Origin of the sequence: Kitasatospora sp. NPDC052896 (genome assembly GCF_044547075.1) — a bacterium.
Classification (GTDB): Bacteria; Actinomycetota; Actinomycetes; order Streptomycetales; family Streptomycetaceae; genus Kitasatospora.
This window is the reverse complement of sequence record NZ_JBITZU010000028.1, coordinates 21,759-33,260: the sequence shown is the minus strand read 5'-3', so window position 1 is coordinate 33,260 and position 11,502 is coordinate 21,759. Positions and strand designations below refer to the sequence as shown.

The 11,502-nt window shown below is 73.8% G+C and carries 10 protein-coding genes; 4 read left to right on the top strand and 6 right to left on the bottom strand.

The features are described 5' to 3' along the window. Positions 1-11: 11 nt before the first annotated feature. From ACIGXM_RS32690 to ACIGXM_RS32680, 3 genes are all read right to left on the bottom strand, one after another. Positions 12-3,869 carry a Pls/PosA family non-ribosomal peptide synthetase gene (locus ACIGXM_RS32690; protein ID WP_396567439.1) on the bottom strand — a complete coding sequence of 1,286 codons (3,858 nt, stop codon included), beginning with the start codon at positions 3,867-3,869 and terminating at the stop codon, positions 12-14. A gap of 326 nt (positions 3,870-4,195) precedes the next feature. Continuing rightward, entirely contained in the window at positions 4,196-4,585 is a 390-nt protein-coding gene (locus ACIGXM_RS32685; protein ID WP_396567343.1) for an SSI family serine proteinase inhibitor, read from the bottom strand. Between the two features lie 42 nt (positions 4,586-4,627). Then, positions 4,628-5,014: an ArsR/SmtB family transcription factor gene (locus ACIGXM_RS32680; protein WP_396567341.1), complete on the bottom strand. Its 387-nt coding sequence runs from the start codon at positions 5,012-5,014 to the stop codon at positions 4,628-4,630. Between the two features lie 91 nt (positions 5,015-5,105). Here ACIGXM_RS32680 and ACIGXM_RS32675 point away from each other — a divergent pair, with 91 nt between their 5' ends. The 3 genes from ACIGXM_RS32675 (at position 5,106) to ACIGXM_RS32665 (ending at position 8,571) form a co-directional block, all read left to right on the top strand. Next, entirely contained in the window at positions 5,106-6,212 is a 1,107-nt protein-coding gene (locus ACIGXM_RS32675) for an NADH:flavin oxidoreductase/NADH oxidase (RefSeq protein ID WP_396567339.1), read from the top strand. A gap of 177 nt (positions 6,213-6,389) precedes the next feature. Further along, positions 6,390-6,857, top strand: a complete 468-nt coding sequence (locus ACIGXM_RS32670; RefSeq protein WP_396567337.1) for a DUF1003 domain-containing protein — start codon at positions 6,390-6,392, stop codon at positions 6,855-6,857. Between the two features lie 226 nt (positions 6,858-7,083). Further along, a complete protein-coding gene (locus ACIGXM_RS32665; RefSeq protein WP_396567335.1) occupies positions 7,084-8,571 on the top strand; it encodes a sigma-70 family RNA polymerase sigma factor in 1,488 nt (495 codons plus the stop codon). Between the two features lie 14 nt (positions 8,572-8,585). Here the strand turns inward: ACIGXM_RS32665 and ACIGXM_RS32660 are convergent, their stop codons facing one another. Then, a complete protein-coding gene (locus ACIGXM_RS32660; RefSeq protein WP_396567333.1) occupies positions 8,586-8,813 on the bottom strand; it encodes a hypothetical protein in 228 nt (75 codons plus the stop codon). A 291-nt stretch (positions 8,814-9,104) separates the two neighbouring features. On the opposite strand from ACIGXM_RS32660, the gene ACIGXM_RS32655 reads away from it, so the two are divergent. Beyond that, on the top strand, positions 9,105-9,308 hold the full coding sequence (locus tag ACIGXM_RS32655; RefSeq protein WP_099897249.1) for a cold-shock protein: 204 nt from the start codon (positions 9,105-9,107) through the stop codon (positions 9,306-9,308). A 288-nt stretch (positions 9,309-9,596) separates the two neighbouring features. Here the strand turns inward: ACIGXM_RS32655 and ACIGXM_RS32650 are convergent, their stop codons facing one another. Continuing rightward, positions 9,597-11,111, bottom strand: a complete 1,515-nt coding sequence (locus tag ACIGXM_RS32650; RefSeq protein WP_396567331.1) for an FAD-dependent monooxygenase — start codon at positions 11,109-11,111, stop codon at positions 9,597-9,599. Then, the gene (locus ACIGXM_RS32645) at positions 11,108-11,230 is read right to left on the bottom strand and encodes a hypothetical protein (protein ID WP_396567329.1); all 123 of its coding nucleotides are present in this window, start codon (positions 11,228-11,230) and stop codon (positions 11,108-11,110) included. Before ACIGXM_RS32645 ends, ACIGXM_RS32650 begins: the two co-directional genes overlap by 4 nt. Positions 11,231-11,502: the final 272 nt, after the last annotated feature.

Here is an 11,502-nt window from a genome sequence, read left to right as displayed (position 1 = left end):
CCGATCATGCCCTACGCCTGCCAGGCCTCGATGGGGTTCCCCAGCCAGCGGCTGTCGGCGGGCACCGACTCCGCGCGCATCACCAGCGACGCCGGGCCCAGGGTGCTGCGCTCCCCGATCGTGCTGCCGGGCAGCACGATCCCGCCCGGGCCCAGGGTGGCACCCGCTCGGAGCACCACAGTATCCATGCGCATGATCCGGTCGTGGAAGAGGTGGGTCTGCAGCACGCAGCCGCGGTTGACGCTGACCCCGTCGCCCAGGGTGACCAGGTCGGCCTCGGGCAGCCAGTAGCTCTCGCACCAGACACCCCGGCCGATCTCCGCGCCCAGCGCCCGCAGCCAGAGGGTGAGCAGCGGGGTGCCGGGCACCGCGCCGATCAGCCAGGGCACCGCGAGCACCTCGACGAAGGTGTCGGCCAGCTCATTGCGCCACACGAAGCCGCTCCACAGCGGGTGCTCGACCGCCCGGAACCGGCCGACCAGCAGCCACTTGGCGGCCACCGCGACCAGGCAGGCCAGCACCCCGGCGGCGAGCAGCACCGGCCCGGCCAGCAGCGCGATCAGCAGCGGGTCGCGCAGCGCGCAGAGCGCGGCGGTGGTCAGCACGGCCAGCGCCGCCGAGCAGAGCACCGGCAGCAGCCGGCCCAGCTCGACCAGCCCGCGGGCCCAGAGCAGCCGGGTCGGCGGGTCGTAGGTGAGGCTCTGGTCGCCCGCCTCGGCGGCCCGCGGCAGCTTCACCGGCGGCATGCCCAGGTAGGAGCTGCCCTTCTTGGCCTTCTTCGGGGTCGCCGAGAGCACCCCGACCAGGCCGCGGTCCGGCACCGCCCGGCCCGGCGCGGTCATCCCCGAGTTGCCCAGGAACGCCCGCCGACCGATCTCCGCCCGCCCGATCCGCAGCCAGCCACCGCCCAGCTCGTAGGGCGCGATCAGGGTGTCGTCGGCCAGGAACGCGCCGTCGCCGACGGTGGTCAGGCTGGGCAGCGCCAACACCGTGGAGACCTCCGCCCGCCGGCCCACCCGCATGCCGAGCAGCCGCAGCCAGACCGGGGTGATCAGGCCGGCGTAGAGCGGGAAGAGCGTCTCCCGGGCCAGGTCCATCAGCTGGCTGACCGTCCAGGCCTGCCAGCCGGTCCGGCTGTGCATCGGGTGGTAGCCGCTGCGCAGCCCGAGGCTGAGCAGCCGTACCGCGGCCAGTACCAGCAGCGCGTACGTCAACCCGAAGGCGAGCGCGGCCGGCACGACCGCGAGCAGGGCGCCGCGCAGCGCCGCGTCCAGCCCGTCGCCCGCACCGACGAAGGCGCTCGCCACCAGCAGTGCGGGCAGCGCCGCCAGGGCCGGCAGCAGCGAGAGCGCGAAGCCGGAGGCGCTGTACGCGAAGGCCCAGTGCGGCCGGCGCGGCGGACGCCGCTCGGGCCAGCCGTGCTGGGCCTTGCCCAGCTTGACGGCCGGCGCACCCGCCCAGCGCTGCCCGGTCGGCACCTGGCCGGTCACCCCGGAACCCGGCGCCACCTCGGCCCGCTTCCCGACCTTCGCGCCCGGGAAGAGCGTGCTGCGGGTGCCCACCACGGCGCCCGCGCCGACCCGGATCGCCCCGATCTCCAGCCGGTCGCCGTCCAGCCAGTAGCCGGACAGGTCCACCTCGGCCTCGATCGCGCAGCCCCGGCCCAGCTTGAGCAGTCCGGTCACCGGCGGCAGCGCGTGCAGGTCGACTTCCTTGGCGATCCGGGCGCCGAGCGCCTGCCCGTAGCGCACCAGCCAGGCCCCGGAGAGCGAGGTCGCACCGCTGTACTCGGCCAGCCGCTCGGCCGTCCAGAGCCGCAGGTGCACCGAGCCGCCGCGCGGGTAACTGCCCGGCCCCACCCCGCGCAGCAGCAGCCGGGCACCGCCGGCCGCGACGGCCAGCCGGCCGGGCGCGCTGTACAGCAGCAGGGCACCCGCACCGACCAGCCACCAGGAGGCGGTCGGCGCCCAGGCGTAGCCGCCCAGCCAGGAGAGCACGTTGCCCAGCGCCAGCAGCGCGACCGCCCAACGCAGTCCGACCACGGCGAAGAGCGGCGGCAGCAGGAGCAGCTGGAGCGCCTTGGCCCGGGTCGGGGTGGGCTGGACGGTCCGGGCCGGGCCGTCGGCCTGCGCCGAGCGCTCCAGCAGCCGGGCGAGCTTGCGCAGCGTCGGCTGCTGGTAGATGTCCAGCACCGCGGCCGAGGGGTACCGGCCGCGCAGCAGGGTGGTCAGCCGGGCGGCGGCCAGGCTGCCGCCGCCGATCGCGAAGAAGTCGTCCTGGGCGCTGGTCACCGGCACCCCGAGGATCTCGGTCCACTGCTCGGCCAGCCAGGCCTCCGTCCCGTACAGCTGCTCGGCCGGGACCGCCCGCTCCAGCTCGGGCAGCGGCCAGGGCAGGGCGGCCCGGTCGACCTTGCCGGAGGTCCGGGTGGGCAGCGTCTCCACCGGCGCCAGCAGCGGCACCAGTGCGGCGGGCAGCTCGGCCCGCAGCCGCTCCACGGCCGCCGCCTGGTCCCAGCCCTCCTGGGTGACCAGGTAGCCGACCAGCAGCTGGTTGCCGCCACGCGCGGTGCGGACCGCCGCGGCCGCCCCCGCGACACCCGGCAGCGCCTGCAGCGCGGCGTCCACCTCGCCCAGCTCGATCCGCCGCCCGCCGAGCTTGATCTGCTCGTCCGCCCGGCCCAGGAAGAGCAGGCCCTCGGGCTCGGCCCGGACCAGGTCGCCGCTGCGGTAGGCGCGCTCCCAGCCCAGCGACTCCAGCGGCGCGTACTTCTCGGCGTCCTTGGCCGGGTCGAGGTAGCGGGCCAGGCCGACCCCGCCGATCACCAGCTGGCCGCTGTCACCCATCGGCACCGGCTGCCCGGCCTCGTCCACCACCGCCAGCTCCCAGCCGTCCAGCGGCAGGCCGATCCGCACCGGTCCCTCGCCGGTCAGCAGCGCGCCGCAGGCGACCACGGTGGCCTCGGTCGGGCCGTAGGTGTTCCAGACCTCGCGGCCCTCGGTGACCAGCCGCTCGACCAGCTCGGGCGGGCACGCCTCGCCGCCGAAGATCAGCAGCCGGACCTCGGCCAACGCCTCGGCCGGCCAGAGCGCGGCCAGCGTCGGCACGGTGGAGACCACGCTGATCTCCTGCTCGGCCAGCCAGGGGCCGAGGTCGGCGCCGCTGCGCACCTGCGCGCGCGGCACCGGGACCAGGCAGGCGCCGTACCGCCAGGCCAGCCACATCTCCTCGCAGGAGGCGTCGAAGGCGACCGACAGGCCGGCCATCACCCGGTCACCGGGGCCGATCGGCTCCTCCTGGAGGAAGAGCGCGGCCTCGGCGTCGACGAAGGCGGCCGCGTTGCGGTGGCTGACCGCGACGCCCTTGGGTTTGCCGGTCGAGCCGGAGGTGAAGATGATCCAGGCGTCGTCGTCCAGGCCGGGACGGCCGGCGGTGCCGCGGCCGGGGCCGCGCACGGCCAGCTCCCGGTCGGTGCCCAGCACGGCGCACACCCCGGCCTCGCCGAAGACCAGCGCGGCACGCTCGTCCGGGTCCTCGGCGTCCACCGGTACGTAGGCCGCGCCCGCCGCCAGCACCGCGAGGATCGCGACGTAGAGGTCGTTGCTGCCGGACGGGACGCGCACGCCGACCCGGTCGCCCGGGCCGACCCCGGCGGCGGCCAGTCGCCGGCGCAGCGCCTCGACCTCGCCGGCCAGCGCCCGGTACGTCAGCACGGTCCGGCCGTCGTCCAGCGCCGGCTCCTGCGGGTGGGCGCGGACCGTGGCGTCCAGGACGTCCACCAGGGTGCGCGGCGCCGGCGCCGGGCGGCCCCCGAACAGGGCGGCGGGCCCGGGGGCCTCGCGGTCGTCCGGCGTGCCGGTCCGGGTCATCACAGCCATGCGGTCCTCAGTCCTTCGTCCCCCACCACGGCCGGTCGCCGGCGCCGGGGAGCCGGCGGCTCCGCGTGCTTTCGGGTGCGCTGCTCCGGCCTGGAGCAAAACAACCCGATCGATAGTAGTCACCCCGCGCGCCGGCGGAATGGCGCCTCGTCAGCTCAACTGGGCCATTTCGATGTGAATCTGACTGACCATCAGTCAGTACTGATGCTGTGGAGGAAGGAGTTTGACGTCGAGTCAGTCGAATTGACGGACCGTCAGGCGGATTTTCCAAGTGTGAGCCAGGCAACAGCCGTTCGGGTGAGCTCGCCCTCCGGTGATCAGAAGCTGAACACCGGGTAGGTCGCGACCCGCAGCTTGCAGTCGTTGCCGGACTCCATCTGCCACCGCACCGGCCAGCCGTTCCACTCGCCGGTGGCGCTGCCGGTTACCGGCCGGTAGAGCTGGTAGCAGTCCACTCCGGCCTGCGGCGTCAGCCGGCTCGGGTCACCGTCCACCCGGTCCAGCGCCTGGCAGGCCTCGGCCGCCATCGGATGGCTGCCGCCGACCGGATGGCAGTCCAGCTCGGCCCGCGCGGTCGTCCGGCCGCTCTGGTCGGTCACGGTCAGGTTCAGGTGGTACACGCCGGGCTCGGCCTGGGCGGGAGCGGGAAAGGCCAGCACGGTCAGCGAGGCGGCGGCGAGGGCCGCGCGGATGCGCAGGGGAATCACCCGCACAGAGGTAGCAGCGGCTCGGCCGCCACGCCCAAGCCGTCACCCGATGGTGGGCGTGTCCGCGGCCTCCGGTGCGGGGAGCTCCTGGGACAGCCGGGCCTCCTCGGCCAGTGCCCCGGCCAGCACGCTGTCCAGCAGGCCGGGGAAGAGCGCGTCCAGGTCGTCCTGGCGCAACCGGCTCATCCGCGCGGTGCCGCGCCGGTGCTGGTGGATCACTCCGGCCTCGCGCAGCACCCGGAAGTGGTGGGTGCTGGTCGACTTGCTGACCGGCAGGTCGAACGCGATGCAGGACATCTCGTGGTGCCCGGCGGCTAGCGCCGCGACGATGCTCAGCCGCAGTGGATCGGCCAGTGCGTGCAGCACGTCCGCCAGGCGGATCTCCGGGCGCGCCGGCTCGGGTAGGGCGGCACAGTCTGGATCGGTCACGCGGCTATCGTACGGCAGTTGTCGAAGTACGACTGAAGTCGTAGTACGGTTTCCCTCGTACATATCGGGTCTTGCCCCTGAGGAGTCCACCGTGTCTGCCCTGTTCGAGCCGATCACCCTGCGCGAGCTGACCATTCCCAACCGGGTCTGGATGGCGCCGATGTGCATGTACTCGGCCGCCGGCGAGGGGCCGGAGACCGGCGTCGCCACCGACTTCCACCTCACCCACCTGGCCTCCCGCGCGGCCGGCGGCACCGGCCTGGTGATCGTCGAGGCCACCGCGGTGCTCCCCGGGGGGCGGATCAGCCCGCAGGACCTCGGCCTGTGGAACGACCGCCAGCAGCAGGCCCTGACCCGGGTGACCGAGGCGATCAGGAGCTACGGCTCGGTGCCCGCCATCCAGCTCGCCCACGCCGGCCGCAAGGCCTCCACCGCGGGCCGCCGGGGCGGCGGCGCACCGCTCGAGCCGGACGCGGGCGGCTGGCGGACCGTCGGCCCCAGCCCGCTGGCCTTCGAGGGCTACCCCGAGCCCGACGCGCTCAGCACCACGGAGATCGCCGAGATCGTCCAGGCCTTCGCGGACGCCGCTCGCCGGGCGCTGGCCGCCGGCTTCCAGGCCGTCGAGGTGCACGGCGCGCACGGCTACCTGGTCCACTCCTTCCTCTCCCCGGCCGCCAACCACCGCACCGACGAGTACGGCGGCTCGTTCGAGAACCGGATCCGCTTCGCGCTGGAGGTGGTCGCCGCGGTCCGCGCGGTCTGGCCCGCCGAGCTGCCGGTCCTCTTCCGCACCTCGGCCACCGACTGGCTGACCGAGGACGCCGAGGAGGAGCGGGACGGCTGGACCGGCGAGGACACCGTCCGACTCGCCAAGGAGCTCCAGGCCGCCGGCGTCGACCTGCTCGACGTCTCCACCGGCGGCCTCACCGCCGGTGCCCGGATCCCGGTGGCCCCCGACTACCAGGTCCCCTTCGCCGCCCAGGTGCGCGCCGCCACCGGTCTGCCCACCGGTGCCGTCGGCCTGATCACCCAGCCCGAGCAGGCCGAGGCGATCCTGGCCGCCGGCCAGGCCGACGTGATCCTGCTCGGCCGCGAACTGCTGCGCACCCCCTACTGGCCCCAGTACGCCGCCCGCACCCTCGGCGCCGAACGCCGCTGGCCGGTCCAGTACCGCGCCGTGGTCGGCGCCGACGCCTGACCCCGGTCCGTGACGATCCCTGGTCCGGCCCCGCCCGGCGGCCGGACCGGGGGCCCGGCTCCGGATGACCGGCGGGTCGGGCCAGGAGGCCCCGGAAGCGGAACGGAACACCTCCGCTTGGGCACCGGCCCCCCCGCCCGGCAGAGTTCACGGAATCGCCTGGCACAATGCCCCGCCATGAGTACTCAGCCGATATCCGCCGCCACCGAGACGGCGCGCAGGACCCTGCACCGCTGGCGCCGTCACCCCGGTGTGCGCAGCGACGACGAACTGACCCTGGGTGAGCGCGCCGCCGACAAGATGCGCAACGGGATGGGCTCCTGGACCTTCGTCTTCGGCTCGTTGGTCTTCCTCGCCGCGTGGATGGGCTTCAACGGAAATCACGGCTTCGACAAGTACCCGTTCATCCTGCTCAACCTGGTGCTGTCCTGTCTGGCGGCCATGCAGGGCGCGATCCTGCTGATCGCCGCCAAGCGCAGCGACCAGATCTCCAGCGAGCTGGCCCAGCACGACTTCGAGACGGACGTCCGCTCGCGGGAGCTGCTGGAGCAGCTGATGGTGAACTTCGAGGCGCTCACCGCGCAGCACAACGAACTGCACGAGGCGCTCGCGAAGGTGAACGCGCAGCTGGAAGCCAAGTCGTAGGCGCACGGCGCCTTCGGCGGAAGGGGCGGCTCGGACCGAGCCGGACCAGGTCCGGCGTCCGGTCGGGGGAGGGCCGCCGGCCACGGTCGCGCCGGTCACCGCACCGGTCTCGCTGCCCCGGTCGGGGTGGCCGTGCCGAACTGCGAGGATCTCTTCCTGTCGGATGAGCTGCCGCGTGGGGTCTCCCGGGCACGGGCGGCAGGGGTCGGGTGAGTGGGGGCGGCGGATGCGCGTGGACGACGGAGGCGGACCGGAGACGGTCATCGCGGCGAGAGCCGGTGACGCCGTGGCCCGGGAACAGCTGGTCACCGCGTACCTCCCGCTGGTCTACAACGTCGTCGGCCGGGCGATGAACGGCCACGCCGATGTGGACGACGTGGTGCAGGACACCATGCTCCGGGTCGTCGGCGGCCTGGAGGGCCTGCGCGAGCCCTCCTCGTTCCGGTCCTGGTTGGTGGCGATCGCGATGAACGAGGTGCGCCGGCGCTGGTCGGCCCGGCAGAACTCGCCGGTACCGGCGCTGGACGAGCTGGCCGAGGCCGCCGACCCCGGCTCGGACTTCGTGGACCTGACGATCCTGCGGCTCGGGCTGTCGGGCCAGCGCAGGGAGGTGGCCGAGGCCACCCGGTGGCTGGACGAGCGTGAGCGCGACCTGCTGACGCTGTGGTGGCTGGAGGCGGCGGGCGAACTCACCCGGGCGGAGCTGGTCGCGGCCCTCGGCATCCCGCCGCAGCACGCCGCCGTGCGGGTGCAGCGGATGAAGGAACAGCTGGAGGTGGGCCGGCTGGTGGTCCGTGCGCTCGCCGCCGACCCGCCGTGTGCCGAGCTGTCGGCGCTGACCTCGGCGTGGGACGGGCGGCCGGCCGCGCTGTGGCGCAAACGGATGGCCCGGCACGTCCGGACCTGCCCCACCTGCTCGGGGCACCAGCGTGAGCTGGTGCCGGTCGAGGGGCTGCTCGCCGGCCTCGCCCTGGTGCCCCTGCCACGCCACCTCACGGCCCTCGCCGCCACCGCGGGCCGGCACGCCGGTCCCGGGTCGGCGCGCGGGCACCGCAGGACCGGCGGACGCCGGCCCCTCCACCTGGCCGGCACGCTCGCCCTCACCGCGACCGTGTTCGGCGCCCTGCACTGGCTCGGCGGCCCAACCGGCGGCACCGGGCCGGCCCGGTCGAGCGCGGCCCCACCGTCGACGTCCGCGACGGCCGCCGTGCCGAGTCCACCGCCGTCACCGGCCCCCGGGTCCAGCGCCGCTCCGGCCGCTCCCGCGTCCCCGTCCAGCACGCCCGAGCACACGGCACCGGCCACCCGGGCGACCGGGTCCGCCGCGCCGACGGGCCTGGAGGAGCAGCTCGTCGAACTGATCAACGCCCAGCGGGCCAAGGCCGGTTGCCGGCCACTGCGGATAGATCCGCGACTGCACGCCGCGGCCCAGCAGCACTCCGCCGACATGGCGGCCAACGGCTACTTCGACCACACCGACCAGCAGGGCGGCCAGCCCGACAGCCGGATATCGGCCGCCGGCTACCAGTGGAGTGCGTGGGGCGAGAACCTCGACCGGGACACGAGGTCACCGGGCACGGTGCTGAGCGACTGGATGGACGGGGCGATCCACCAGCGGAACCTGCTCGACTGCCGGTTCACCGACGCGGGTGTCGGGACCGCGGCCGAGTCCGCGGGACTGCTGTGGACGCTCGACCTCGCCGCGCCGGGCTGAGCCTGACGCCGCCCTCAGAGCTTGAACAACTTCGCGTACGGCGGCGAGATCCGCTTCTGATGCGAGCCGAAGTCCACCAGGACCGCGGTCTCGCCGGCGCCCTCGACGGCGATGGCTCGGCCCAGACCGTACTGGTCGTGGGTCACTCGGTCTCCGACGGCGAACTGCTTGGGAGGCGGTGGAACGACGGCGCGGAAGGGACTGGTGGGCAGGTGGCGCCGGGGCGCGGCTGGTTTCGTCATCGCTGCCAGTATGCGCCCAAAACGCGGCTGTGGGCAGTGCACCCGGGCGTCGCGGTGTGGCTGGGCTGAAAGTGCTGCCGACACGGTCGGGAAAAATCCCCTGTTCCGGTCCGGACCCTGCTACAGTCGTAAATGTTGCAGTTGTGGTTCCCATGAACTCTGTGTGCGCCTGCTGGTTGTGACCGCAGGCGCATTTTTGTTTCCCGGACTTTTCCCGGGCGGGTGATCATCGCGGCGACTCGGGGTCCGCGCAGTGCGGACTCCGGAGAGCCCCTTGAAGGAGAATTTTTTATGGCTAATGGCACTGTGAAGTGGTTCAACGCGGAGAAGGGCTTCGGCTTCATCGAGCAGGACGGTGGCGGCGCTGACGTCTTCGCCCACTACTCGAACATCAACGCCAACGGCTTCCGCGAGCTGCTCGAGGGCCAGAAGGTCGAGTTCGACGTCACGCAGGGTCAGAAGGGCCCGCAGGCCGAGAACATTCGCCCGCTGTAGTTTTTCTGCCACGGCACCCGCCTGGCAGCAAGGGGCCCGCACCGCACGCAGTGCACGGTACGGGCCCCTTGGCATTCTCCGTGGCGTCGCCCGTCAAGAATCCCGGCCGATTCGGGCCCCGGTCCCGCCACCGGCGGCCGGCTCCACGCGAGGCGCACGGCGCCGTCGCCGCGCCCAGCCGTGAGATTTCCACGAGTTTTTCGCTCCCGGTTCTCGCTGGGCGTCGATCACAGGTGACCTGCCGCACGGTTTGACCGGCCACGCCCCCGCTCCGCACTTTTCCGGAGATCAGCCGTCCACGGTCCGCGACGGTCCGCCGATCCACCGGCGCAGCGCCGTCGCGATGCCGTCGGGGCCCGCGGACGCGTCGGCGGCGCACGCCACGTACCCGTCGGGCCGCACCAGTACCGCGTCCAGCGCCGACCACGCCCCCGGGTCCGGCTTCGCGCGCCGCACCTCCACCCGGGGCCCGGCCTGCGCGGCGAACGCGTGGTCGGCGGTGAAGTCGGCGAGCAGGAAGCGGTCCGGGCGCAGCGTGCCCAACAGCGTGCCGCCTTCCAGTGACAGGTCGGGGGCCCTGGTGCCGTCCAGCGGATGGGCGCCGTCGGGCTGCGGATAGCTCAGGCCCAGCCCGGACAGCCAGCCGGTCAGTTCCCGCGCGGCGTCGCCGTCGCGTTCGATCAGATCGTGGAAGAGCGCCCGCAGCGCGGCGCCCGCCGGGGTGAAGTTGTGCATCAGCGCGCCCTGGGCGAGGGTGTTGGCGGCCAGTCGCTCCGCCACCGGACGGCGTTCGCGGTCGTAGCCGAGGTCGCCGTCGACCAGGGCGGGCGTCGCCCAGCCGTGGATCTCGGCCGCCAGCTTCCAGGCCAGGTTGGCGGCGTCCTGGAGTCCGACGTTGAGGCCCTGTCCGCCCGCGGGCAGGTGGACGTGGGCGGCGTCGCCCGCCAGCAGCACGCGGCCCACGCGGTAGCGGGCGGCCCGCCGGGTGCTGTCGCTGGAACGCGACAGCCACTGCGCGGTGCGCAGGCCGAAGTCGGTACCCGCGATCCGGACCATCGTGGCCCGCAGTTCGTCCAGCGTCAGTGGCTGGGCCTGCCGGGCCCGGATCACGTCGGCGGCCAGGCTGGTGTCCGCCCGGTCGATGCCGAAGACCCGGAAGGCGTCGCCGGGCAGCGGCACGACGCTGACCGAACCGGTCTCGTGGAACCACAAGTGCTGTACGCCGGAGGGTGGTTGGTCGAGTTCGACATCGGCGACGAAGCCCAGTGCGCTCGGTGGGTCGCCGGGGAAGTCGATGCCGGCGAGCCGGCGCACCGTGCTGTGGCCGCCGTCGGCGCCCACCAGGTAGCGGGCCTCGCGGACCGACCCGTCGCCGAGCCGTACCCGCACGCCGTCGGCGTGCTGCTCGAACCCGGTGACCTCGCGTCCGTAGTGCACCGGTACCCCGCGCTCGCGCAGCAGCCCGGCCAGCACGCGTTCGGTGACCGCCTGGGGGACCATCAGCACGTAGGGGTACGGGGTGGGCAGGCCGGAGTAGTCCAGCAGCCCGGACAGCAGCGCGAAGTGCGCCCACCGGGTGGCCCGGCCCAACTCGATCAACTCTTCGGTCAGTTGGCGCCCGCCTCCGGTGCGCAGCGGAGCGAGCGCCTCCAGTGTGCGCGGGTGCACGGTGATCGCCTTGGAGTGGCGGCTCGGTTCCGTGTTGCGCTCGAACACCTCGGTCCGCACGCCCGCCGCCTCCAGGAAGGCGGCGGTGGCCAGTCCGACCGGGCCGCCGCCCGCTACCGCCACCGTGGTGTTCACCGGCCACCCTCCTTCGGACGCGGCAGGGCGATCCCCGCCGTCCGCCAGGCCCGCGCGGTGGCGGTGAGCCCGGTCGGGGTGACGGCGGTGCCGACTCGTTCACGAGTGGAGCTCATCATCGAACCCTTCGTCAGTTCCTCTTAACATGAAGATAATGAACGTCGAGAGGAACCGGGCGGCCGATCGCGCCGGAGTAATCCATGTCACAACGGTTCGCGGGCGACACGTCGACCGGCTCGCCGAGGTCCTGGCCGGACGGCCCGGCGACCCCCTGCCGGGGGCCGGGGCGCCGGCCCGCCGGAAGTGCCGGGTCGCCGGATGGACGCCGAACCGCGCACGCCGTCAACGGCGTTGGGGGAGTGAGGGGAGCCGGGCCGCACCTGCCGGGTGC